Source organism: Acinetobacter sp. MD2(2019) (assembly GCF_035615615.1).
In the GTDB taxonomy this organism is placed as follows: Bacteria; Pseudomonadota; Gammaproteobacteria; order Pseudomonadales; family Moraxellaceae; genus Acinetobacter.
Window position 1 is genome coordinate 56659 of sequence record NZ_VTDU01000009.1, and the last position, 26375, is coordinate 83033.

General features: G+C 39.7%; 19 protein-coding genes and 1 pseudogene. 11 read left to right on the forward strand and 9 right to left on the reverse strand.

The features are described from left to right. Positions 1-179: 179 nt before the first annotated feature. The gene (locus I2F62_RS06750; RefSeq protein ID WP_324626253.1) at positions 180-1196 is read right to left on the reverse strand and encodes a hypothetical protein; all 1017 of its coding nucleotides are present in this window, start codon (positions 1194-1196) and stop codon (positions 180-182) included. Positions 1197-1604: 408 nt separating this feature from the next. Here I2F62_RS06750 and I2F62_RS06755 point away from each other — a divergent pair, with 408 nt between their 5' ends. Next, the gene (locus tag I2F62_RS06755; RefSeq protein ID WP_324626254.1) at positions 1605-2219 is read left to right on the forward strand and encodes a carbonic anhydrase; all 615 of its coding nucleotides are present in this window, start codon (positions 1605-1607) and stop codon (positions 2217-2219) included. A gap of 76 nt (positions 2220-2295) precedes the next feature. Here I2F62_RS06755 and I2F62_RS06760 read toward each other — a convergent pair whose 3' ends face one another. Continuing rightward, entirely contained in the window at positions 2296-2928 is a 633-nt protein-coding gene (locus tag I2F62_RS06760; protein ID WP_324626255.1) for an arylesterase, read from the reverse strand. 42 nt (positions 2929-2970) lie between these two features. Here I2F62_RS06760 and I2F62_RS06765 point away from each other — a divergent pair, with 42 nt between their 5' ends. Next, positions 2971-3678, forward strand: a complete 708-nt coding sequence (locus I2F62_RS06765) for an ABC transporter ATP-binding protein (protein WP_324626256.1) — start codon at positions 2971-2973, stop codon at positions 3676-3678. Then, on the forward strand, positions 3675-6128 hold the full coding sequence (locus tag I2F62_RS06770) for an ABC transporter permease (protein ID WP_324626257.1): 2454 nt from the start codon (positions 3675-3677) through the stop codon (positions 6126-6128). Before I2F62_RS06765 ends, I2F62_RS06770 begins: the two co-directional genes overlap by 4 nt. Before the next feature lie 25 nt (positions 6129-6153). On the opposite strand, the gene I2F62_RS06775 is transcribed toward I2F62_RS06770, so the two are convergent. Next, positions 6154-6954: a rhomboid family intramembrane serine protease gene (locus I2F62_RS06775; RefSeq protein WP_324626258.1), complete on the reverse strand. Its 801-nt coding sequence runs from the start codon at positions 6952-6954 to the stop codon at positions 6154-6156. A 68-nt stretch (positions 6955-7022) separates the two neighbouring features. Here I2F62_RS06775 and mtgA point away from each other — a divergent pair, with 68 nt between their 5' ends. From mtgA to I2F62_RS06790, 3 genes are all read left to right on the forward strand, one after another. Beyond that, positions 7023-7700 carry a monofunctional biosynthetic peptidoglycan transglycosylase gene (gene mtgA, locus I2F62_RS06780; protein ID WP_324626259.1) on the forward strand — a complete coding sequence of 226 codons (678 nt, stop codon included), beginning with the start codon at positions 7023-7025 and terminating at the stop codon, positions 7698-7700. A 106-nt stretch (positions 7701-7806) separates the two neighbouring features. Continuing rightward, positions 7807-9906 (forward strand): polyphosphate kinase 1, encoded by a 2100-nt coding sequence (gene ppk1 / locus I2F62_RS06785; RefSeq protein WP_324626260.1) that lies wholly within the window; start codon positions 7807-7809, stop codon positions 9904-9906. A 585-nt stretch (positions 9907-10491) separates the two neighbouring features. After that, positions 10492-11946, forward strand: a complete 1455-nt coding sequence (locus I2F62_RS06790; RefSeq protein WP_324626261.1) for a SulP family inorganic anion transporter — start codon at positions 10492-10494, stop codon at positions 11944-11946. A 165-nt stretch (positions 11947-12111) separates the two neighbouring features. Here I2F62_RS06790 and htpX read toward each other — a convergent pair whose 3' ends face one another. Further along, positions 12112-13017, reverse strand: coding sequence for a protease HtpX (htpX, locus tag I2F62_RS06795; protein WP_324626262.1), 906 nt, complete (start codon positions 13015-13017; stop codon positions 12112-12114). Between the two features lie 152 nt (positions 13018-13169). After that, the gene (locus I2F62_RS06800; protein WP_324626295.1) at positions 13170-13955 is read right to left on the reverse strand and encodes a lytic transglycosylase domain-containing protein; all 786 of its coding nucleotides are present in this window, start codon (positions 13953-13955) and stop codon (positions 13170-13172) included. A 525-nt stretch (positions 13956-14480) separates the two neighbouring features. Between I2F62_RS06800 and ttcA the strand changes: the two genes are divergently transcribed. After that, a complete protein-coding gene (gene ttcA, locus I2F62_RS06805) occupies positions 14481-15386 on the forward strand; it encodes a tRNA 2-thiocytidine(32) synthetase TtcA (protein WP_324626263.1) in 906 nt (301 codons plus the stop codon). 242 nt (positions 15387-15628) lie between these two features. Further along, positions 15629-16012 carry an SCP2 sterol-binding domain-containing protein gene (locus I2F62_RS06810; RefSeq protein ID WP_324626264.1) on the forward strand — a complete coding sequence of 128 codons (384 nt, stop codon included), beginning with the start codon at positions 15629-15631 and terminating at the stop codon, positions 16010-16012. Positions 16013-16059: 47 nt separating this feature from the next. On the opposite strand, the gene I2F62_RS06815 is transcribed toward I2F62_RS06810, so the two are convergent. Together I2F62_RS06815 and crp are read right to left on the reverse strand one after the other, a co-directional pair. Beyond that, the gene (locus tag I2F62_RS06815) at positions 16060-17172 is read right to left on the reverse strand and encodes a transglycosylase SLT domain-containing protein (protein WP_324626265.1); all 1113 of its coding nucleotides are present in this window, start codon (positions 17170-17172) and stop codon (positions 16060-16062) included. 373 nt (positions 17173-17545) lie between these two features. After that, complete coding sequence (crp, locus tag I2F62_RS06820; RefSeq protein ID WP_324626266.1) at positions 17546-18226, reverse strand: cAMP-activated global transcriptional regulator CRP; 681 nt, start codon at positions 18224-18226, stop codon at positions 17546-17548. 130 nt (positions 18227-18356) lie between these two features. Between crp and I2F62_RS06825 the strand changes: the two genes are divergently transcribed. Next, the gene (locus I2F62_RS06825) at positions 18357-18779 is read left to right on the forward strand and encodes an OsmC family protein (protein WP_324626267.1); all 423 of its coding nucleotides are present in this window, start codon (positions 18357-18359) and stop codon (positions 18777-18779) included. A gap of 76 nt (positions 18780-18855) precedes the next feature. Here I2F62_RS06825 and I2F62_RS06830 read toward each other — a convergent pair whose 3' ends face one another. Both I2F62_RS06830 and I2F62_RS06835 read right to left on the reverse strand, forming a co-directional pair. Then, on the reverse strand, positions 18856-19668 hold the full coding sequence (locus tag I2F62_RS06830) for a peptidoglycan DD-metalloendopeptidase family protein (protein ID WP_324626268.1): 813 nt from the start codon (positions 19666-19668) through the stop codon (positions 18856-18858). Positions 19669-19807: 139 nt separating this feature from the next. Then, positions 19808-21986, reverse strand: a pseudogene (locus tag I2F62_RS06835) (TonB-dependent receptor). Positions 21987-22274: 288 nt separating this feature from the next. Here I2F62_RS06835 and clpB point away from each other — a divergent pair. Both clpB and I2F62_RS06845 read left to right on the forward strand, forming a co-directional pair. Further along, a complete protein-coding gene (gene clpB / locus I2F62_RS06840) occupies positions 22275-24854 on the forward strand; it encodes an ATP-dependent chaperone ClpB (protein ID WP_324626269.1) in 2580 nt (859 codons plus the stop codon). A gap of 151 nt (positions 24855-25005) precedes the next feature. Then, on the forward strand, positions 25006-26310 hold the full coding sequence (locus I2F62_RS06845) for a DUF945 family protein (RefSeq protein WP_324626270.1): 1305 nt from the start codon (positions 25006-25008) through the stop codon (positions 26308-26310). Positions 26311-26375 lie beyond the last annotated feature (65 nt).

Here is a 26375-nt window from a genome sequence, read left to right on the forward strand (position 1 = left end):
AGATAGGGGGATGAGCTCTGAGCTTTAGAAAAAGAATAGACTGCACAGATGCTGATACATAATGTAACATTAAGCGTAAATGATATCCATTATTATCTTTATTTTAAATCAACTTTTTTATCTTAATGCATTTTTTTAATTCAATTATTTCATTTGAAAACGATAAAAAAAACCGCAGTTTATGGCTGCGGATTTTGTGTAAGCAAATTGTAAACTTGCGCGGAATAATAAAATTTCCGTAATAATAAATCTGCACGTTGCCTTAAATATCCCGTTGTAGACAGCCGTAGTAAAAGCGGTTGAATTAACTGTTGTAATTCATGGTCTAATATTTGCTGGTTAATGTTTAAATCTTGCAAAAGCGCTGCAAAAGTGCGGTTTTGGTTACGGATATACCACGTGTAAATGCCGTCATGCAGTTGTTGTTTTAAGTAATCGCTTTGACGGAAATAATCCCAAAATTGCTGCGTTAATTGAACAATTTGAGGCAAATCTTCTAAAACAATATAATTTTTTAAGACACTTAAAGGCTGGGTTTTAATTTTATGCCATAAATTGGCTTGAAAATGATAAAGCTTTTCGTCATCGAAATGTTGATTCAGCACGGTTTCGCTTAACTGACTCAGTTTTAAAATATTTTTTTGTAAATAATTTGCAATGGTATCGTCTAGACGGCTATCTGTGACGGTTTCTAACACCGATTTGCCCATTTTCATAAACCGTCCAACATGTGGCACGTGTTTATTCATACTGTGGTCGAGATAATCTTGTAATGCATGCTGAATAAGCTGCGAAATTAAAGCATGAAAAGCCGGTTGTGTGACCACGTGGTGAACAAGTTTGGTGCGGTGTTCTGTTTTGCTTGAAATATATTGCGCCAATTCATCAATCGCCATCACATCGGCGACATCTTCAATATTTGTTGTATCGTTAATGCTGTGGCTGAGCGCAAAGTGTAATTGGGTTGCCAATTGCTCAGTAAAAAACGTGCTAAGCGGTGTATTTAAAATTTGTTGCTGAATGAGTTGTTGAATGTGCTCGACGGGCCATAAATCTTGCAGCGTTTGGCGCTTAAACCATTCAAAAAAATGTAGATATTCGCTTTGTATGTTGTCTGAATGAAACTCATGTTCTAAAAATTGAAGATGCAATTCGATGAGTTGTTCAATGTGTGGATGTGGGGTGTAATGGCTCATTTTCTGGGCTGCAACACAAAAGATATAAATTTGAGTATACCGTGTCTGTGTTGCAAAATTTGCAATGGGTGAGGTGAATGCGTAAAAAAAGTACATTGCTTCATGTCGTTGTTGGTCTTTTTACTTATTTTAAAAACTGAGAATTTGTTTAAAATGGTAAAGCTTTAAATCGAAGTGAAGTTTTTATTTTTGTATATTTAAAATAGATGTTTTTGAATTTTAGCTGCAAAATTATATAAAAAAGCTTATTTTTATTGCTATATATTGAATTTTAAATTTGTTGTTTAAGAACAAATTTGGCTTATGCTTTAGTGCAATAAACCCATAAACGACAGTTTTGGTCAGTGACAAGCCATAGCCTAAACTTTACAATGCTTAGACTCTTATCATTCAACGAATGGGAAATATATGTTAACGGCACAAGAAGCTCTAGAGCGTTTAAAGCTAGGTAATCAGCGTTTTATTAGTGGTAAGTCTTCTATCGCAAATGTAATTTCTCATGAACATCGTGCGCAATTAACTGAAGATCAAAATCCATTTGCCATTGTATTGGGCTGTTCCGATTCACGTGTGCCTGCAGAAATTGTATTTGATCAAGGCTTGGGCGATTTATTTGTGATTCGTGTTGCTGGTAACATTGTTGCACCGTCACAAGTGGGAAGTGTTGAATTCGCCGCAGCACGTTACGATTGTGCGGTTGTGGTGGTTTTAGGGCATACCCATTGCGGCGCAGTTCAAGCAACCATTGATACGTTAATGCATCCCGATCAGCCACCATCAGACAATTTAATGTCTATTGTGAATCGGGTTCGTCCTTCGGTTGAAATTTTAATGCAAACCGATTTAAAACATGATTTATGCAAACTTTCGACGCATGCAGTGCGTTCAAATGTGTTTGCTTCAGTCAATCAGTTACGTCATGGCTCGGCTGTGCTTGAAAGCTTAATTGAAAAAGGCAAAATGATTGTTGTGGGTGCAGAATATTCCTTAGAAACGGGTGAAGTGGTTTTCTTCGATTTTTAATGTTTGAATAAAAGAATAGATACACAAGTAGGGCGCGAACACTTTTTAAAGTTGTAAGCGCCCTTATTTTTTAAATTTAATGTTTTAATGCTTGTTGAATATATGGATAAGCATTGTTTAATAAAATCGGCTGCGCTTTGGCATTTGGATGAATCAAATCTTTTTGCATTAAATCTTTACGTCCAGCCACATGTTCTAAAAAGAAGGGCAATCGGCTAATTTTATATTGCTGACTAACGGTAACATAGGTTTGTGCAAAGGCTTGACCATAAGCCTGCCCATAATTTGGCGGCAGTTTCATGCCAAATAAAACAACGGTGGCATTTTGTTGTTGGCCTAAATGAACCAGTTTTGCTAAATTTTGCTGTATCGTTTGTGGCGGTTGACCTCTTAATCCGTCATTTCCACCCAATTCAATGACTAAAATATCGGGTTGATGGATTTTTAATAGTTTAGGCAAGCGCGCCAGTGCGCCTTTGGTGGTTTCACCACTCACGCTTGCATTGACGACTTTATGCTGTTTCGGATACTGTTGATTCAAACGTTGCTGTAATTGTGTGACCCAACCCTGATTGGGTTGTAAACCATAACCAGCACTAAGACTGTCACCTAAAATCATAATGGTTTTTGCATGCGCTGTTGGTAAACAAAAGAAAATAGCAAATGTAAAACATAAAACAAGAACTGGAGTGCGCCAAGCTATCTGCATTTAGGATCTCCCTTGGTTTTTCCCATGAGGACATTTTTTATCATGCCACAAGTGATTATTTCTGCAAAAAATTTAACACAAAAAGTTGAGTTACCGCATCAAACGCTTACCATTTTAAATGAAATTAATTTAGATATTTGTTCTGGCGAGCAAGTCGCAATTACTGGGCGCTCAGGTTCGGGTAAATCGACTTTACTTGGCATTTTAGCCACACTCGATCGGGCAAGTGCTGGTGAGTTATGGCTGTGTGGTCAGGCGGTGCATGAGTTAAATGAAGAGCAACGTGCAAAATTACGCCTGCAATCGGTGGGTTTTATTTTTCAGTCATTTCAGTTGTTATCGCATCTATCGGCCTTAGAAAATGTGTTGTTGCCACTGCGCTTACAGAAAAAATTTAATTATGCTACGGCATCGGCAAAAGCGCATACCATGCTTGAGCGGGTGGGGTTGTCTGCGCAAATTGAGCAAATGCCAAAGGTGTTGTCTGGTGGCGAGCAACAACGTGTGGCGATTGCAAGAGCATTAATTAGCGAACCCCAAATTATCTATGCCGATGAACCCACAGGCAACCTAGACCGCCAAACCGCAAAAGAAATTGAGCAGCTTTTATTTGATCTGAACCAAGAAATGGGCGTGACCTTGGTTGTGGTCACTCACGATTTAAACTTGGCGGCACAGTGCCAAAAACATTACCAATTACAAGAAGGCCAACTGGTTGCCGCGCTTAAAAATAAGGAGAGGGTGGAATGAACTCCTTATTCAAGCCGTTTCTGCAACAAAATATCCGCAACCAAAGCCTTTGGTTATTGCTCTGCGCACTCAGTTTAGCCATTTGTGCGACCACCGCTTTAAAATTTAGCAATGCTCAGGTGCAACAAGCAGTACGTTTACAAGCGGCACAAATGCTGGCTGGCGATTTATCGCTAACAGATCAGAGTCCCATTCAGCCCAAATATTTAGACCAAGCACAACAACTACAATTGGCACATTCTAATGTAACTGTGTTTGGCACCATGGCCAGAAATAATCAGCAATTTGTGATGGTCACAGCCAAAGCCATCGATGCGAATTATCCGCTTCGTGGGCAGTTGGGAATAACGCCCAATCACACAAAAATTCAAAAAGGTGAGCTTTGGTTAAGCCCGAGAGCGCAAGATTTATTACAAGCCAAATTAGGCGATGAAATTAATATTGCTGATGCAAAACTGAAGTTTACTGGCGTTATTCAGCGCGATTTAAATCAGGAAATGGGTTTTTCTGGATTTTCTCCTAGCGTGATTTTATCTGCACAAGATATTGCTCAAACTCATGCCATTCAAACGGGTAGCCGTATTGAATATCGGCTATTACTTGCAGGAACAGCACAAGCAATAGGGCAATATCAGCAATGGTTTAAAAAGCAGCAGCCGAAGCTAAAAAATGGTACTAACAATGAAATTCAGGGCAATTTACAGTTAAGAAATGCCGAACAAGGCAATACACGGTTATTAAAACCGTTAAAGAATTTAGATGTATTTTTACAATTAGGTAATTTGGTTACTTTGTTGCTTTGTGGTATTGCCATTGCGTTGGCAAGTCGCCGCTTTGTTGCGCAAAGCCAAGACCAAATTGCGCTATTACGCTGCTTGGGTGCAAAGCGTGCTCAAATTTTGACGATTTCACTGTTTTTAATGTTGGGCTTAATGGTTGTTTCGACCTTGCTGGGTTGGGGGATCGGTTTAGGTTTGGGCGCAGTGTTATTGCATTTTATTGTGCAGTTTGTTCCTAATTTGGTGGTGCATTCTGGTGTAGATAGTATTTTTCCAGCTTTAGGAACGGCATTTTTAACCAGTGCTGCGGTATTGTTGGGGTTTATTGCGCCCAATCTGTATCAACTGTTTCGTGTGCCGCCCATCCGTGTGATTCGCCCCGACACCACAACACGCAAGCGTTATTTTTTTAGCGCGTGTATAGGTATGCTGTGTTTGGTTGGCTTGAGTTTTGTTTTAACGCGCAATTTGGGCCTGACCTTTAGTTTATTGGCGGCAATAACGCTTATTGGTAGCGTGTTTTTTGTTGCTTTGTGGTTGCTGCTGCGTTGGCTTAAACAACGTCAAAATCGTTTTTCAGCGTATCTGCGGTTGCCTGCACAAACGGCTGCTTATATAACCATTTTGGCGTTGGCAGTAAGCCTCATGGCGGTTTTGTGGGTATTAAAAACCGACTTATTAACACGTTGGCAGCAGCAATTACCTGCCAATACTCCAAATCAATTTGTTTATGGTTTAGCCCCAACCGATAAGCCTGCTTTTGAACAACAGTTAATCCAATATAAATGGGCGCATACGCCGTTGTATCCGAATATTCGGGCAAGATTGGTGGCAAAGAATGATCAGCCATTTTCAGCACAATTGGTGCAGCAAAATAATAGCTTAAGGCGCGAACTCAATTTGACCCAGTCGGTGCATTATCCCGCAGACAATAAAATTATTGCAGGCAGAGCTCAGTTGCTACATGCAGGTGAGGTTTCGGTTGAAGATAAGACGGCACAGGCATTGGGAATCCACTTGGGCGATCAACTCACCTTTCAATTACCAGAAGGTGATTTAAAAGCCAAGGTGGTTAATTTTAGGAAGGTCACGTGGGAGAGTTTTAGCCCAAACTTTTTCTTTATTTTTGCGCCCGAAAGTATGGATGACAATGCAGGAAGTTATTTGGGCAGTTTTTATGTGCCACCGCAAGACAATGCCAAACTTTTAAGCTTAATTGAAATGTACAATACAACCGTTTTTATCGACATTGCCAATATTTTAGACCAAGTAAAAGCTTTGCTTCATATTTTGGCGCAAGTCATTTCTATTTTAGCAATCTTGGTCGCAATTTCAGGTTTCTTGGTTTTGCTCGCGTGCTTAAACATTTTAATGGATGAGCGTAAATATGAAGTGGCATTATTGCGTGCTTTGGGCAGCTCACAACAACAAATTAAACGAATGTTTAGTATCGAATTTGGTTTTATTGGACTCTGTGCGGGCATGTTGGCGTGTTTATTTGCTGAGGCGATGGGCATGGTTGTGGCGTTAAAACTGGATTTATCTATGCAACTGCACGCCAGTATTTGGTTGGTATTACCTGTATTTATGATGCTGTTATGTTTGATTATTGCGCGTTTTCGCTTTAGGGCAATCTACCAAATATCCCCAATGATTGCCTTAAAAAGTTAGCCGCGTAAAACTTACGCTCAGCCGATTAATTAAGGTGTTCAACCAATGCTTGCCATAATGGTTCAAGTCCTACAGCGAAGTGCTGGCAATAACGATAGCTGGCCCATGTAATGGCACACGCCAGCAAGGTTCCAAACATTGGGGCAAGTTTAGGTCGGTTCTGGCGTTGCAGTAGCATCCATACGCCACTTAATATTGCACCCATCAGCATGCCACCAATATGTGCAGCATTGTTAATGTTTGGCATAAATGTGCCAATGGCTAGGTTTAAACCAAGCACCATTAACAGCGTGCGTTTGACTAAAATGTATGCCTGATTAGGGAGTGGTGGGAAAAATGCCAGTACTGTAAGCGCAGCCCCTAATCCCATAACCGCACCAGATGCTCCTGCGCTTAAATGCGGCAAAAGTGCAAAATTTTCAGTTTTTAAAAATTCATAACTGTCTTGCATGCTTAAATAGGCACTCAACAAGCTGCCCGCCAAGCCAGAAAAAATATAAAGCACCATAAAATAAAAGCGGCCATACAATTGTTCTGCAATATGCCCAAAAATATACAGCGCCCACATGTTCAGTGCTAAATGGATAAAACCAAAATGGAAAAAAATACTGCTCAATAAACGTAACGGTTGGCCGAGCCATGTCAGCGGTGGATAATCCGCCCCCCACGCCAAAGAATCTTGTATATTGGGTTGGCTGCTGTCGACACCCGTTGCAATTTGCCAAAGAAATAAAGCAACGTTCAACGCAATTAATGCCGCGGTTATCCACCATAAAGCTAAAGAAATATGCGGATGCGAAAATGAAGGCGGCTGTATTTCTGACATGTTATGCTGTGTCGCTTGAAAATTTTAGCTTAGCATAAGTACACCTGCAGCAGGAGTCATTGGTTATTATGAAAACGTTGATTAAGCGTATCATCATGTTGATTATCGGTCTTTTCTTGCTTATTCAACTTTGGATTTTCTTAAGCCTTTGCTGGTGGAAATATGTGGCGGTCGATACCACCATGTTTATGCGAATTAATCAATGGCAGTATCCAGATGCTCAAATTAAACATGAATGGCGGGACTACGACCAAATTAGCGATCAATTTAAACGCGCGGTGATTGCAGGTGAAGATGGAAAATTTATTCATCATCACGGATTTGATATAGATGGCATGACCGCAGCGTTAGAGCGTAACCAAAAAGATGGTGAAATTGTGGCAGGTGGCTCGACCATTTCGCAGCAATTGGCTAAAAATTTATTTTTATATAACGAACGATCATTTACCCGCAAAGGACAAGAAGCGATTGCAACATGGATGATGGAAATGTTGTGGTCGAAACAGCGAATTTTAGAAACCTATATGAATTCGGTAGAATTGGGTGAACATATTTATGGGGTTGAAGCTGCATCACTGCATTATTTTCATAAAAGCAGTGCAAAACTCACCCGTGATCAGGCAATATTTTTAGCCGCATTACTGCCAAATCCAAAATACTATCAAGATCATCCAAATGATCCGAAGTTTAAATTTCGTAAACGTTTTATTGCCAAATACATTCGTTATAGCCAAATTCCTGAATAATTTAAACATAGTTTCAGCTTTTGGCATTCGTATGCAGAAATTTATGAAATTGTCATAAAGATGACGCATACTATTTACATAGACAAAAAGATTACGGAAACGCGCAATGAATACCGAGGTATCTCTTACACCGTCAACCGCAGCTAAAGCGCCACTTGCGACTGAGTATGCGTATCACGACCGTTATATTAATCGTGAGTTGTCAATTTTAGATTTCCATTTACGGGTATTAGAACAAGCAGTCGATCCGCAGCATCCATTGCTTGAGCGCCTTAATTTCTTATTGATTTTCTCGCGCAATTTAGACGAATTCTTTGAAATTCGTGTTGCCGGAATGATGGAACAACTGACTTTAGGTAACGAAAGCCGCACCCCAGATGGTTTAACGCCAAAGCAAGTGCTAGACAAAATTTCAGTCATGGCGCATGAAGCCATTGAACGCCAATATCGTATTTTAAACCAAGAAATTTTGCCGAAACTGCGCGATGAAGATATTTGCTTTTTACGCCGTGGTGAGCTAACACCTGCACAAACTCAGTGGGTACGTAAATATTTCCAAGAGCAAGTTGCACCGGTACTAACGCCGATTAGTCTAGATCCGGCGCATCCGTTTCCGCGATTAGTCAATAAAAGTCTAAACTTTATTGTCACCTTAGAAGGAAAAGATGCCTTCGGTCGTCAAATTGATTTAGCTGTGGTGCCTGCGCCACGCTCATTGCCACGCGTCGTGCGTTTACCCGATGAACTCACCGATGGCAAAGAACATCATGTGATGTTATCTGCCATTATTCATGAGCATGTGTCTGACTTATTCCCCGGCATGACCGCAACAGGTTGTTATCAATTTCGTGTGACACGTAATGCCGATTTGGCCTTAAATGAAGATGTGGAAGACTTAGCCAAAGCCTTAAAAGGTGAGTTGAGTTCGCGTCGTTTCGGTCGCGCGGTGCGTTTAGAAGTCACCGAAAATTGTCCATCCCATATTTATAATTATTTACTGAATGAGTTCGATTTAAGTGAAAAAGAGTTATACAAGGTGGATGGCCCAGTTAACTTAGCGCGTTTGTTGTCAAATTTTAAACGGCCACATTTAAAATACGATGCCTTTACGCCAGTTATTCCTAAAGCATTGCTAAAAGCTGGCAATATTTTTGCCGCGATGCGTAAACAAGATATTTTGCTGCATCATCCCTTTGAATCGTTTGCACCTGTAATTTCATTTTTACGTGAAGCCGCGCGCGATCCGCAAGTTTTAGCGATTAAGCAAACGCTTTATCGTAGCGGTGCAGATTCTGAAATTGTACAAGTGTTAGCCGAAGCTGCGCGTAATGGCAAAGAAGTCACTGCGGTGATTGAGTTACGTGCCCGTTTCGATGAAGCCTCTAATATTGAAGTGGCGAACGTGTTACAAGAAGCTGGTGCAGTGGTCGTCTATGGCATTGTTGGCTATAAAACTCATGCAAAAATGATTTTGGTTGTGCGCCGTGAAAACAATAAATTGGTGCGCTATAGTCATTTAGGTACGGGTAACTATCATGCCACCAATGCGCGGATTTATACCGACTATGGCTTACTCACCACCGGCAAAGAGTTGTGTGAAGATGTGCATCGCATTTTCCAAGAATTGACGGGCATGGGCAAAATGGCAAAATTGAAAAAATTGCTGCATGCACCATTTACCTTGCATAATCAACTTATTAGCTACATTGAAGATGAAATTAATAGCGCCAAAGCTGGCAAAGATGCACGTATTATCATTAAAGTAAATGCATTAACCGAAGTGCAATTAATTAACAAATTGTATGAAGCATCACAAGCCGGTGTGCAAGTCGATTTAATTATTCGTTCCATTTGCTGTTTGCGTCCAGGGTTGCCGGGATTATCGGAAAATATTCGCGTGCGTTCAATTGTTGGGCGGTTCTTAGAACATACACGCGTTTATTACTTTGAAAATCAGGGCAATGCACGTATTTACTGTTCAAGTGCCGACTGGATGGATCGTAACTTATTTAATCGTGTCGAAGCGTGTTTCCCAATTGAAGATCCTATTTTACGTAAACGGATTTATCAGCAAGGGCTGCTGAATTACTTAAAAGATAATCAGCAAGCATGGCTACTGCAAGGTGATGGTGCGTGGGTGCGTGCCGTGCCAGACAATACCCCAGCACATAGTGCGCAGATGACTTTGCTTGAAGCCTTTAAATAAGGGTTAAAGACTCAAATTTATTATTTTTGCCCTAGCAATAAAAAAAGCTCCTGAAATTGGAGCTTTTTTATGTGTATCAATTAGTCCGCTTGAATGGATTTTCCATCAATACAAGCGTTTTAATACTGGGCGATTCAATATTTGAAGGAATAATGAAAAATGGGTTGGAGATTAACTGGCTAATTTTAAAAGATAAAGTTTCATCTGCAATATTTTTATGTTGCTAAAAAAGACATCTAAATATGACAGACAAAAAAAAGCCATACTCTGTCAGTAGGGAGTATGGCCAAAATAGGAAACTACAGCACAATTCCTATGTTTTTATATTAGGGGCTTAAGCTTAAAATAGTCTTAATTTTGATTTATTTTATCCGATTAGACTTTGTGCGATCTGCATGTTAACCTATGCGCGATTTACACTTTCTTATTGTCGATTTTCTCATGCATTTGACTCCACCTTAAGGTTTGCTTTTTTCTAAACAAATCGTTCATTACAGTCCCAAAGGCTAGTGATGTGGAGCAGGCATGTGTTGATCTATCACATCATTAGCCTTTAAAAATTAAAACCATTCAAAGGCTTTTTCTATGTTATCTACAGTTCGAGAACAATGGTTCTCTAACGTTCGAGGCGATGTTCTGTCAGGCTTAGTTGTCGGTTTGGCACTCATTCCCGAAGCAATTGCATTCTCAATTATTGCCGGTGTCGACCCAAAAATTGGTTTATATGCATCATTTTGTATTGCGGTTATTATTTCTTTTGTCGGCGGCCGACCAGCCATGATTTCCGCTGCAACAGGTGCAATGGCCTTACTTATGGTGACTTTGGTTAAAGAACACGGTCTACAATATTTGTTTGCCGCCACCATTCTTACCGGTATTTTGCAGCTGATTATTGGCTATCTTAAACTTGCAAAATTGATGCGATTTGTGTCGAAATCGGTGGTGATTGGTTTTGTAAATGCCTTAGCCATTTTAATTTTTATGGCGCAGCTACCTGAATTAATGCACGTAAGCTGGCAAGTTTATCCGTTGGTTGGTTTTGGTCTGGCGATTATTTATTTATTCCCATATATTCCTAAAATTGGCGAAGTCATTCCATCGCCATTGGTTTGTATTATTGTCATTACCAGCATTGCGTTATTGTTGCATCTAGATGTGCGAACCGTTGGTGATATGGGCGCGTTACCAAATACATTACCTGTCTTTCTTATTCCAGATATTCCATTAAATTTAGACACCTTAAAAATTATTTTTCCTTATTCGTTGGCCATGGCATTTGTCGGGCTGTTAGAGTCGATGATGACTGCGACGATTGTGGATGAAATGACTGATACGCCAAGTGATAAATTCCGCGAATGTAAAGGACAGGGTATTGCGAATATTGCTTGTGGTTTTATGGGTGGTATGGCAGGTTGCGCCATGATTGGTCAGTCTATGATTAACGTGAAATCGGGTGGACGCACACGACTTTCAACCTTATGTGCGGGTGTATTCTTACTGATTTTAGTGGTGTTTTTAAGTACTTGGTTGAAAGTTATTCCAATGGCGGCTTTGGTTGCAGTCATGATTATGGTGTCGATCAGTACTTTTGAATGGCGTTCAATTACGCAGTTTAAGCAAAATCCACGCAGCAGTAATATCGTTATGATTGCAACGGTCATTGTTGTTGTTGCAACGCATAACTTGGCGCTCGGTGTTTTCACAGGCGTATTATTGTCGGCATTGTTTTTGGCCAATAAGCTTGAAAATGATGTACGTATTCATGCGCAATGGGAAGGCCCTGCACGATTGTACATGTTACAAGGACAAATCTTTTTTAGTTCATCTGAAAAATTCATGCAAGCTTTTGACTTTAAAGAAAACATTCAAGATGTGATTATTGATTTAACCCATGCACATATTTGGGATGTCACCTCGGTTGCCATGCTAGACAGTGTAGTGGAAAAATTCAAAAGCAATCAGATTTCTGTGCAGGTACGTGGCTTAAACGAAGCCAGTTCAATGATGATTGATAAATACGGCACACATGCCAAAATATAAGGCAGAATACTTAAATGACTTTGAATGCTTTAAATCTAAGGCCATTTTTTGGAATTGATGAATGGATTTTAGCCAATATTCTAAAATCATTGGTTTTGCTTTCGCAAGATTGATTCCGCATAAAAAAAGCCTCCGAGGAGGCTTTTTTTACGTTTAACTGTTCAATTACGGGCAGTTTAACTGCTGTAATGCGCTGACACGTTGCTCAATACTTGGGTGGGTTTGGAATAATGCTGCAAGGCTAAAACCTTGTTCCTTACCTTCCGTTATGGCAAACGCTTTCATTTCTTTTGGCATTTGATCGGGTAGTTCAGCTTCAGCTTGTAAGCGCAACAACGCTGAAATCATCGCTTGTTTACCTGCAAGGCGCGCACCGGCTTCATCTGCACGATATTCGCGATAACGAGAAAACCACATCACAATGGCTGAGGCAAGAATACCAAAGACAATGTCTAGTACCATGGTAATTACAAAGTAGCCCATACCGGGTGCTTCATCATCTTGACGGCCAAACACATTGCGGTCGATAAAATCACCCACCACGCGTGCAAAGAACATCACAAACGTGTTCACCACACCTTGTACTAACGCTAGAGTAACCATATCACCATTGGCGACATGACCAATTTCGTGTGCAAGTACAGCGCGTAGCTCGTCTTTGTTCATGCGTTCAAGCAAACCTGACGAAACAGCGACAAGGGCATCGTTTTTGTTCCATCCAGTTGCAAAGGCATTTGACTGATACGATGGGAAAATTCCCACTTCAGGCATACGAATATTTGAGCGTTGCGCTAAATCTGCAACGGTTTGTAATAACCAAACTTCTGCTTGGTTACGCGGTGCATTTGGGTCGATGAGTTCGGTCCCTGTGGTTCTTTTCGCCATCCATTTTGACATGAACAATGAAATTAACGATCCGACCATACCAAAGACAAAACACAGTACTAGAAGATTACCTAAGTTTAATCCGCCTACACCATGGTAGCTTCCAACACCTAAAACTGACAAAATAAGACCAGCGACAACCAGTACCGCGAGGTTGGTAAGCAAAAACAAACCAATCCGCATCATTGAGATAATCCTCTTATAATAGAAATAAATGATAACTTATCGAGACGACAAATTATAATATGAGACCATCTGTGCAGAAATTCAAGAATTAATCGGTGAAAACACAAAAAAATATACATGAATATTGCATGTCTTAGCGTTATTACATCTTATTAGTTACGAACAATCACATCGGTAAAAGTACCATCGGCACGTTGAATAATTTGTCGCGTGACAGATTTTTTATCTTTATTTACCGATGTTTGAGCTGTGACGGTGGTTGTTGCTGTTGGGCTGGCTTGAGTCATTGGTGATTTCTCTTTTATCGCCGGTGCTTCGCTTTCAAGAGAATTGGCATATAAATGATTATAGCGGTTCAACACGCGTTGTACGTAATCTTGTGTTTCACGAAAAGGCGGCACACCACCGTAACGGTCGACATTGCCTTCACCGGCATTATACGCGGCCAATGCCAGTTGTGTATTGCCGTTATAGCGTTTAAGCAAAAGGCTTAAATATTTGGCACCGCCTAAAATATTTTGTTGTGGGTCAAAACTATTATTCACATTAAAGCGTTTTGCAGTGGCCGGCATGAGTTGCATTAAACCTTGCGCACCCACAGGCGATTTAGCATTTGTATTAAATCCTGATTCGGTGTGCATCACTGCTTTAATTAAGCCCGCAGCCAAACCATGTTGCTGCGCTGCTTGGTGAATGATGTCATTAAAGGCATCTTTATTTTTATTAAAACTGGGCAATACCGACGATTCACTTTTGCCCCAGTTTTTATAATGATGAATATTGCTGTCGTTATAAAAAGTCACTTTCACTTTGGTTAAGTGCGCATCGTTTTGCTCGCGATTGGTTAACAGTTGTACACCATTGCGATCCTGATAAGTATACATTTGCCCCGCAGATACACAGGGAAACCAGAATATGCTCCCCAATAGCAGCATCATCGGTATGGCTTGATGATGAATAAATTTTTTCATTTGAATAACATTAACTTTATAAGCGTCCTTTAAGCTCGAAATTTTAGCAGAAACTTGAATTGAGTTGCGTAAAAAACTTGAAATTGTTAAGAGTGCATGTTCTGAAAAAATCAAGTTTTATTGCTGAGAATTTGCGCGAAAAAAATTAATTTTTTTTTAAGATTAGAAGGCTTGACATGTTTAAGTAGTTGAAATTAATTAAAATAATAAATAGATTAAAAAATAACCAATTTGTATATAAGCCTTAGAAATAGGTGCTAAAGTTTTGTCAAGCCCCAATAAATCCACAAATTTATCCACAGCTTTTGTGGACAAGCCGAAAAGCGTTTAAATAATCAGCATTTGAGGGTAAATAAAGTGATTTTTAGCTTAGCAGGGGATTTCTACAATTTGATGACACAAAAATATTTGCAGAAAACGGAAAGGTTTGATGCGAAAATTGCCTGAATCGGCTAAAATCAGCCGATATTTTTTTTAAGGTGAATCTTGTCTATGTACTCTCCGGTTGAGTCCAATCAAGGATTTAATTTCAAACCTGAACTTCCTACAAGTTCGGCATATTATCGCTTGTTGAAGAAGCTGCGTCGTCAGGTTGGACACGCGATTCGTGACTTTAAAATGATTGAAGATGGCGATAAAGTCATGGTTTGTATTTCTGGAGGGAAAGACAGCTATACCTTATTGGATATTTTGTTGCAGTTTAAACGCATTGCACCGATTAATTTTGATGTTGTTGCAGTTAACCTTGACCAAAAACAACCTGGTTTTCCAGAAGATGTTTTGCCACGTTATTTAGAAGAAAACAATATTCCATATTACATTTTGGAAAAAGATACTTATAGCATTACTAAGCGTTTAACGCCTGAAGGCAAAACCTATTGTGCAGTATGTTCACGTTTACGCCGTGGTTCGTTGTATGGCTTTGCACAAGAAATTGGTGCAACCAAAGTGGCTTTAGGTCATCATCGCGACGACATTATTGCAACTTTCTTCTTAAATCTATTTCATGGTGGCAGCTTAAAAGCCATGCCGCCGAAATTGTTATCATCGGATAAAAAGAATATTTTGATTCGTCCTTTAGCGTATGTTGAAGAAAAAGACATTATCAAATATGCCGAAATGCGTAAATTCCCAATTATTCCGTGTAATTTATGTGGTTCGCAAGAAAATTTACAGCGTGCCATGTTAAATGAAATGCTGCGCGATTGGGATAAGCAATATCCAAAACGCTTACACAGTATTTTTGGTGCTTTACAAAATGTTTCGCCTTCGCAATTGGCCGATCGTGAATTGTTCGATTTTGAAAAATTAGATTCAGAACGTGAGTTTGATTTTAAAGATGCCGACGAGATGAAAAATCGTTTAGACGTGGTGAATTTAAGTTTCGCCGCAGAATAAGCGTTCAATCTTTAAAAAAGCAGGGTAGTCAAATATCCTGCTTTTTTTGTGCGTGCAAATTTTTAACGCACCTAACTGGGCTTCAATGTGTTAGCAGATTGTAGCTTGCATGTAAATTGAACTATTAGTTTGCAAAAAAGGCATCATTCTTGGCGAGATCATGTTATAAAAAGGTTTTGCTAACTGGTTTGGCAATATTTTTATTGTTGTAACATCCAGAATATTATTTTAGAGGATATATCATGCCTGCTTTTCTATCAGAAGATTGGTTTTCTACAGTAGAGCAACTGAGTGCACAAGCGGGAGATTTAAATCTACCTCCGATGCTTCAGAATTTGGCGGTTAATTTTATCGTATCTGATGCTGGGAAAAACACAGAATTATCGCTAGCAGGCGGTAAAATTCAAAAAGGCACTGTTGAAAATGCCAAAACCACTTTAAATATGGATGCAGAAACGTTACGCAAAGTCTTCTTAGAGTTTGATCTTACCGCAGCCATGCAAGCGTTTATGACGGGTAAAATAAAAGTTCAAGGCGATATGTCGCAATTGATGGCATTACAAACCGCCAAGCCGAGCGCGGAACAAAAAAGCTTATATAAGCAGATTTTAGAGCAAACGACTTAAGCTGAAGCTGCAATAAAAAAGGATGGTATTAGACCATCCTTTTTTATTTATACATCCACCACTTCATTGTTTTGGATATGTTCTAAATAAGCACGTATCCGCACAACATATTGTAATGCTTGTATATAGCGTGAATTGCCCGCTTTATGCTGCTGTAGGTAGGCATAAAAATCGACCCAATTGTTGGGATTCTTGCCTTGTTTTTCGAGTCGCTGTTGAATAATGCTGACAGCGCCGGGCCCCATATTGTAGGCAACCAAAGCAAACCAATAACGATCGGGTACTGGAATGTTTTGATATTGATCTAATAATTGGTCAAAATATTTTGCGCCACCATGAATACTTTGTTCGGGATCGTTACGATTTTGAATGCCCATTGCTTTGGCTGTGTTTGCTGTGAGCATCATTAAACCACGTACGCCGGTTGGCGAAATCGAATTTGGCTTAAGATACGATTCTTGATAACCCATTGCGGCAAGTAATTGCCAATCTAAATCGTATTCGTTGGCAGCACGTTTAAAACTGGCTTGATAAATTGGCATGCGTTGTTTTAAATCTTGCTCAATGCTATCCCATGATGATTCTGACACCACATTGTGATTATAAAACGAGGCCAAATGATTTAACGCACCAGTTTGTTTGGCCTGACAAATATAGCCACTTGCCGTTTGCGTAAGCGGATCATCAGCAGATTTAAACACCAAATTTAAGTTAGCATCTAAACCATTTTTTTCTAAGCTTTGCTCATCACCACAGCCCACAGAAAATGTCGTGAGCCGGCGTTGTTCGATGCTGTTTAAATCGGCATTGGTGAGTGCTAAATTGGCTTTGCCTTTTGCAACCCATTGTAAAGCTGTTGTATTGTCGTTCACGACTTCAAATTTTAAATTTACATTTAGGCTTTGTGCATAGTTGCGTACCAAATCGTAGCCAAAGCCATGCGAATATTGATCGCCCTCAAACACGGTACTTGAGGTACGTACGGCAACAACCGTTAAGGTTTTTTGGTGCATCACTTCATCGTATTGTGACGCTGGTTTAGTCGCATTTAAGGTAAATGGCAACATTGCTGCGCTAAAGGTTAGCAACTGAATTGGAAGCGAGGTAAATAAATTCTTTAGGCGTAAACGCCTCGTAATATCCACGGGATGAGTGTTCATGCTTGCTCCTGAACAGAGATTAACTACCCAAATTGGTTGATAACATTTGATCAAACCATTTAGTTGGCTAATGTGCTGAAGGGGCAGTCAGAGCATCATAAAAATGAGGTCTTAAAATAAGGAAATGCACATTAGAAAAACAATTAGATTAAAAAATATCCAAAAATAAAAAAGAGTCGCGCATGTTATAGGCATTAAATTTAAATGTCAACTTTTTGTTAAAATTTTTTAAATTGCCAAAACGGATAAAAAAGCGAAATGAAGCAGATATGAAGAGAGAAATGCAGAGTGTTTTAACGCGAAAAAAATAGCTGAAGTGCAATTAAAGTAAATTCGAAAATTTACTTTAATTGCTTAATTTTATTCAATTAAATTATTTTTCGGAGCTTTCCAGTGCGCTGTCATAAATTAAAATGGCTTTGCCGTCGGTTTCAATCATGCCTTGTTCTTCAAGAGATTTTAAAACCCGTCCGACCATTTCACGTGAACATCCCACAATACGTCCAATTTCTTGGCGTGTGATGCGAATTTGACGACCATTTGGCAGTAGCATCGCCGCAGGTTGATTGGCAAGGTCGATTAAGCAACGTGCAATACGACCTGTTACATCTATAAAGGCCAAATCGGTCATTTTACGCGTGGTATTTTTTAAACGACGTGCCAACTGCGCAAAAATTGCATAATTTAAATCGGGATAGATATTACTTAATTCCAAGAAGTTTTCGTAAGTAATTTCGGCAATTTCCGACACTTCACGCGTACGCACTTCTGCGGTACGATGTGGTTCCGATTCGAAAAGCCCCATCTCTCCAAAAAAATCGCCCGGATTAAGATAAGCAACAATAATCTCACGGTCATCATCTTCTTTTAAAAGAATAGACACAGACCCTTTTAGAATTAAATACAAAGATTGTGATACGCTACCGACTTCAACAATCGTCGTTCGTTTTGGATAACGATTGATACTTGCTCGCTTTAACAACGCTTTGACCGACTCAGGGAGATGATTTGGAGATAGAGCGTCATTTGCAAAAGGGAAAAGATTAGCCGCCATGGTGTTATGTCCCGAAAAGAAAACAAAGAGCAGAAGATCTGCCTATGAAAATTAGAAAATTCCTTCTCTAAAAAAATTGTGTTAGTGTACAAGCAACATAGTAATCTATATTCTTTTTAGGTAAGTTGCAATGCAATCAACAGTTCAATGGATCGAGAATGTTGCGTTTGAAGCAATATCAGAAAGTGGTCATCGTGTAGTTATGGATGGTGCTCCAGCTTATGGTGGAGAAAACCGTGGACCACGTCCTATGGAGCTTATATTAATGGGACTTGGTGGGTGTGCTTCATTTGATATTGTGACCATTTTAAAAAAATATCGTCAAGATGTGACTGATGTTGCATGTGAGCTTAAAGCCGAACGTGCAGATGCCATTCCAGCCGTATTCACTAAAATCCATTTACATTTTGTGGTAAAGGGCAAAGCCATTAAAGAAAAACAAGTGGCCAAAGCGGTGGAATTGTCTGCGGAAAAATATTGCTCGGCAAGCAAAATGCTGACCGATGGCGGTGTTGAGATTACCCACGATTTCGAAATTATAGAAGTGGCGTAATAACGCTTAAGATTTGATGGAAAATAAAAAGACTGGTCAATTTGCCAGTCTTTTTTATGCCTTAAAACTTGAAAATTCAGTGTGCTAAAAACAATTGTGGGTCAACTCGTGCATTATTCAGGCTCATTCCCCAGTGTAAATGTGGGCCTGTCACGCGTCCGGTTTTTCCAACTAAGCCAATTTCTTCACCTTGATGAACACGTTGTCCAACATGCACGTCAATTTTGCTTAAATGGCAAAACATACTAATCATTCCCTGACCATGATCGACCAAAATGGTATTGCCGTTAAAAAAGTAATTGCCTGTGCCGACCACAATACCCTCTGCAGGGGCAATCACTTTTTGACCTATTGGCGCAGGAATGTCTAAACCTGAATGTGGTGCGCGTTCTTCACCATTAAAAAAGCGCTTACGCCCAAATGAATTGCTAAATTTTCCCTGTGTAGGTGCAATAAAACTGGGAAATTGTTGCCATTGTGCGGTTGTAAAACTCTGATAAATTTTGGTTTGTTCTTGGGCTTCTTTTTGGTAACGCGCTAACTGTTCTGCTGAAGGCGATACAAAATCTTGATTTTTAAGTGTGATGTGCTGTTCTGCATAAGGATAGTTTTGCAGTTGAATATTGATGTTTTCTTTATTGGTTTGCAGTTGTAACGGTTGATTCAACGATGCCGATAACGGAATACCAAGTACTGCATATTTCTGATTATTTTCTTGTGTAATCATGACTGGTTGACCATTAAAACTCGCTTGAGTGATTGCTGGTGCTAACTGAATAATTGCAATGCCACCGGGTCTGCGAGAATCTTGCGGTAACTGAGCAAAAGATTGCGTTGTATAAAGAATGCTAGCTGCACAGAATAGTGTTTTGAATAATAATTTTTGCATGTCTAATTAAACTTAAAAGAAGATGACTTAGATTAAATCATGCCATGCTTAAATATACTTAATTGTAATAACTTTTCTGGATAGAAAAACAGCCATTGATAGGCAATGGCTGTTTTTTTGTTTGGAGATTAAAGATGAATTAGAATTGATAGTTTAGGCGAAGTAGGTAGTTTCGCGGTGTACCCGGCATAGAGTCTGAACGCCAGTATTCTTTATTAGTTAAGTTATTCACCGCTAAAGTCATGCCCCAATGGTCATCTTTATAGCCTACGGCAGCATCTAAACGCGTCCAAGCTGGCATTTTGGTTAGATTGTCATTAGCCGTGTAGTAAGAACCCATATAGGTTGCACCAATTTCGGTATAAATGCTTTGAGTTGGTAAATAGCGAACAAATAAATTCCCAGTATTTTTAGAGACATTTTGTAATGCATTACCAGTGAACTGTGGTTGGAATTTATTTTCAGTAACTTTTGCATCGGTATAGCCATAACCACCACGAACAAAGACGTTATCTAATACCCGACCGATAAAGCTAAACTCAAGACCTTTAGATTCATTTTCACCTACAATAACATAAGGTGAGTTTTCATCTTTTGGATCTTCATGGTCACGGATATTGTGTTTCTTAATATTAAACACAGAAAATTGTGTATTTAAGCGAGAATCTAGCCAATCACTTTTTACACCAATTTCATATTGATCTAAATATTGTGGTTCACTATTAAAAGTATTTAAATCTTGTGTCGCTGAAACAGCATTTACGCCCATGTTCCCACCAAACGGTACAAAGCTTCTGCTATAAGATGTATAGAAGCTATGCTCTGGTGTTGGTTGCCAAACGAAACCAATATTTGGGCTTAATGTTTCATTTTTAACTGTTCTTGATTGACCATAGCTTGTAGAGCTTTCAAGCTTGTTGGTTGTTTTTGAATCGTAGTAATCGTAACGCAGCCCTAACATCATTTTGAATTGATCGTTAAAACTTACTAAGTCTTGCACAAAAGCACCATAATTTGTGCCTTTACTATAATTATGCAAGGTAACTGTATGTCCTGTACCACGATTACTAAAACGGTCACCTGTTAATGGATTGACGAAACCATAGATTAACGAACCATCCTGATTTTTATTAGACAACAACGGTTCACGTTGTTCGTAAGTCCAATCTGTTCCAACTAAAATATTGTGCTTAATGGCGCCAGTATGGAATTCACCAGTGATGTCCCAAGTATTTGAGGTGGTTTTATTTGTAGTTTGCTGCCAGTAATAAATTTGGTTGATATATCCTTGATAACAGCCTTTATTGGTTGGCGTTGGTGTGATACTGGTTTTACAGATTGAACCTAAGTAAAAATGATCAAAATTCTGTTGGCTTTCACGATAGCTCAAGCTCCAATGGAATTTCCAATCTGGTACAAACTCATATTTTACATCTGTACGTGCTGTTTTGAGTATGTCTTCGACGTAGTCATCATCTTGAGCGAAGCCCATTTTAATCGACGTATCCGCTGGTAAATTGTCATAAGATGGTCCACGATCTGGAACACGATTCAATTTATCGTAAGTCGCTTCTGTTGTCCAAAGCAGTTTGTGATCATCGCTGCGGTAAGTGATGCTTGGGGAAAGCATAAGTTCGTTTGCACCAATTCCAGAGCGAAAACTATTGGTGTCTGATTTTTCACCGACCAAACGCACCGCCCAATTGTCATTCACAATTTGGTTTAAATCGATGGTGCCGCCAACATTATTATATGAACCAGTATATAGCCCAACTGTGCTAGGAGATTCAAAATTGGCAAATTTGGTGACCATATTAATCACACCGCCACCACCACTACGGCCATAAAGTACCGAAGCAGGGCCTTTTAATATCTCAATCCGTTCGACATTGGCAGTACTGCGGCGAATTTGTCCACTTTCACGGACGCCATCGCGGTAAATATCGCCTGTATCGGCACTAAAACCACGCAGCATAATGCCGTCACCACGCATATCGTAATTGGTCGATACGCCAGGTGTGCCTTGTAACATGACGCTTAAATCATTCGCGCCATAAATTTTATATTTTTGAACATCAATGGGTATCGATGGTTTGTGGAATATCTTTTTTCTTTAAACCATTACGGGTCACGTTGGCTTGATCGTAATCAATATAACTTTTGATCGGATCAAGCTCGCTCATGGCTTCAATTTTGATGGTTGGAAGAACGGCATTGCTATTGTTGGTTGCTTCATCGGCCCATACAGCATGGGTTTGAGCAACAAGCAGAGCCAATAGACTCAGTTTAAAATGGACTGGGAACTGACGCACAAGGATAACCTCAAAAGAATGATAACGAGAATTTCTATCGTTTAACTTTACAAAATCGAGAGATTATATTCATATTTTTTACATAATCTAGAATAATTTTTTCATTAGAAATTATCTGTATAATAAAAAACCAATGCGCCCTTGAAAAACGACAAGACGCTCTCATTTTTATATAGTGCCTTATCTTTTTTATTTTTCTTAGGTGTTTGAAAATAATAAAATTTTTATTGAAAAAGATGAGACCATCCCCATTTATGTATTAATTGAAAAAATAAGTGATGAGGTAGAACAATAATGCGTTTTGAGAAATTTACCAATCGACTCCAACAAACGCTTTCAGATGCGCAATCGCTTGCTACAGGTAAAGATCATGCAGCCATTGATAATCTGCATATTTTAGCAAGTTTACTTGAAGAAGCATCGAACCAAAGCCTATTGCAACAAGCCTGTGGACATTTAGCTGAGCTAAAACAAAAGTTAGATCAGGCGCTCAAAGATGCCCCGACCATTACTAACCCAACGGGCGATGTCAATTTAAATCCAGATGCGGTCAAAGTATTGAATTTGGCCGATCGTTATGCGCAAAAAGCCGGCGATGAGTTTTTATCGACCGATTGGGTGTTGTTGGCCTTAACCGAAACGGGTAGTAGCCAAAATGTGTTGAATAGTGTTGGTGTGACCACTGCAAGTTTACGTAAAGTTATTGAATCTATTCGAGGTAATGAAAAAGTCATGAGCAATAATCATGAAGATCAACGAGATTCACTCAGTAAATATACCGTCAATTTAACCGAAAGAGCAAAGGCGGGTAAACTCGATCCAGTCATTGGTCGAGACGATGAAATTCGCCGCACCGTGCAGGTATTGTCGCGCCGTACTAAAAATAATCCTGTGTTAATTGGTGAGCCCGGCGTCGGTAAAACAGCCATTGTAGAAGGTTTGGCGCAGCGGATTATTAATGGCGATGTACCAGAAAGCCTCAAAGGCAAACAAGTGTTGTCACTCGATTTGGGCTCGCTTTTGGCGGGTGCAAAATATCGTGGTGAATTTGAAGAGCGCTTAAAAGCGGTACTTAATGATTTAGCCAAAAAAGACGGTCAGGTCATTCTTTTTATTGATGAATTGCATACATTGGTGGGTGCAGGTAAAACTGACGGAGCCATGGATGCGGGGAATATGCTTAAACCCGCTCTAGCTCGTGGTGAACTGCGCTGTGTCGGTGCGACCACTTTAGATGAATATCGTCAATACATTGAAAAAGATGCGGCACTCGAACGCCGCTTCCAAAAAGTTCAAGTTGATGAACCGAGTGTTGAAGATACCATTGCCATTTTACGTGGTTTAAAAGAAAAATATGCGACCCATCATGGGGTGCAAATTTTAGATTCGGCCATCATTGCGGCGGCAAAAATGTCGCATCGCTATATCACCGACCGTCAATTGCCCGATAAAGCTATTGATTTAATTGATGAAGCGGCATCTCGTATTAAAATGGAGCTTGATTCTAAACCTGAAGCATTGGGCAAACTTGAAAGTCGTTTAACCCAGTTAAAAATGCAATTTGAACAAGTGAAAAAAGAGGAAGATTCTGGCTCGAAAGCTCAGGCTGCATTGTTAGAGCGTCAAATTACCGAAGCACAGAAAGAATTTAACGATCTTGAGGAAATTTGGCGAGCAGATAAAGCCTTGGTTGAAGGCAATAAAGATGTCCAAATTAAACTTGATCAGGCTCGCGTGGCCTTTGAAAAAGCACAACGTGAAGGCGATTTAGCCGAAGCCGGACGCTTGCAATATGGCGTGATTCCTGAATTGCAAAAACAATTGGAACAGATTGAAGTTGCTGAAGAAAATGAAGCACCGAAGTTGTTACGTAATAAAGTGACAGACAATGAAATTGCGGAAGTGGTCAGTGCGGCAACTGGTATTCCTGTGGCAAAAATGCTTCAAGGCGAACGTGAAAAATTATTGCATATGGAAAGTTTCTTGCATAACCGTGTAGTTGGTCAAGAAGAAGCGGTGGTGGCGGTGTCGAATGCGGTGCGTCGTTCACGCGCAGGATTGTCCGACCCGAATCGTCCGAGCGGTTCATTTTTATTCCTTGGGCCAACGGGCGTGGGTAAAACCGAGTTGACCAAAGCATTGGCGAACTTCTTGTTCGACAATGACGATGCCATGATTCGCATTGATATGAGCGAATTTATGGAAAAACATTCGGTCAGCCGTTTGGTGGGTGCACCTCCGGGCTATGTGGGTTATGAAGAAGGTGGTGTATTGACCGAAGCTGTGCGCCGTAAACCGTATAGTGTGGTGTTGTTCGATGAAGTTGAAAAAGCGCATCCCGACGTCTTTAACATTTTATTGCAAGTGTTGGATGACGGCCGTTTAACCGACTCGCAAGGTCGCGTGGTCGACTTTAAAAACACCGTGATTGTAATGACCTCTAATTTGGGTTCTCAAGATGTCCGAGAACTTGGCGATCACGCCAGTGATGATGAAGTTCGTGCTGTGGTAATGTCGGCGGTTGGTCAGCATTTCCGTCCGGAATTCATCAATCGTATTGATGAATTAGTGGTGTTCCATGCACTTAAAAAAGCCCAAATTCGTGGTATTGCCGATATTCAGCTGGATCGTTTACGCAGCCGTTTAGCCGAGCGTGAAATTAGTTTAAGTGTTGAAGATGACGCATTTGATATTCTCATTGATGCAGGATTCGACCCAGTATATGGTGCGCGCCCACTAAAACGTGCCATTCAACAACGGGTTGAAAATAGCTTGGCTCAGAAAATCTTAGCGGGCGATTTTCAGGCGGGGGACAATATTGTCATTCGTGCCGAAGATCATGACCTAATTTTTGAAAAAGTTAAAGTGCATTAAATCAATAATTTATCTTGTATTTAAAAAATCTTATGTCCATTCGTGGGCATAAGATTTTTTATATCGCTTGGAAAAATAATTGTATTTTATTTAAAGTGAAGTATTCTTATGGCTCGAACAACAAAGAATATGAGATTGAAGAGTATTTTTCATGAAGAAAAAAGCGATAACGATTGCAGTTTGTGGTGCATTGGTCAGCGGTATGGTGGGTGCACAATTTTATGCCGATCATCGATTAAAAGAATTTTATAGCCTTGCGAACCAAAGTAAAGATCAACATATTCAAAAACAAACCATGAAAATGGACATGGGCGTATGGTCAGGTGAAGCGACATGGTCGTATAAAGTGCTGGTAGACCCATGTCAGCCAGATAATTTTGTGATTATTAAAGGTGTTGACCATATTCAGCGCAGTTGGAATGGTTACAATATTCATTCGGAAATTATGCCAGAAATTTCAGATGCTGAAGCGGCAAAGAAGTATCAAGAAATCTTTAAGAATAAAGCTTTTATTGAAGCGGATAGCAAAGTAAATTGGTTTGGTAGCGTGGATACAAAATTTAAAAGTGTTCAATTAGACCAAAACAAAGATGGCACCCATGTGTTATGGAAAGGCATTGATGGGTTCATTCATTTAAAACAACAGCAAGATCGTTTTGATGTTAAAAAATTCGAACTTAACATGCCTGAATTTTCTATGACTTCGCAAGAAAAAGCCGCGAATGTGAGTGTAAAAGGCGTTGAGTTAAGTAGTGGCGGTGATGGATTTTTTGGTCGAACATTAGCCTCAGGCAAAACCAATTTTGTGATTAAACAAATGAGCTTTACGCCTGAAAATACCAACAAAAGCGTTGAGTTAAATAATTTAAATGTGAACTATGTGGTTGATGTTAATGCCAAACAAAGTAGTTTAGAAAACACTTGGTCGATAGATCAAATTAAGGTGAATCAACAAGGCTTTAAAAATATAAAATTCAATTTTAAAGTGGCCGGTTTAGACACACAAGCCGTGCAAACCAGCATTGATACGATCAATAAAATTAATCAACAATGCGATATTCAGCAAAAAGATGTATTGCAAAAGCAATTGATGCAAGACTTTGTTAAAGTGTTGGCTGCGGGGATGAGCTTTACTTCCGAAGGAAACCAAATAGAAGCTGCCGATGCAAAATTGAGTGCGAATATTAAAGGTCAGCTCATGGCACATCCATATAGCAGCCTTGACGATGTGGCTGCAACGGCTCCGCAAAAAGCCACGCTTGATGCTAAAGCTGAAATGGATAAAGCATTTATCCGTAATGTGATGCAAGCCAGCGGTCAATTCACAGAGAAAGTATCCGATCAAGATTATGAAATGATGCTGCAAGAATTGGTGCAAAAGACCCACGCGAAAATAAATGGCAATAAAGTTGAATTTGGCTTTACTTATAAAGATGGTAAACCCAACTTTCAATAATTGAGTTGAAGCCACAAAATAAAAAATCGAGCCGATGGGCTCGATTTTTTTATTGCTGCTGAAAC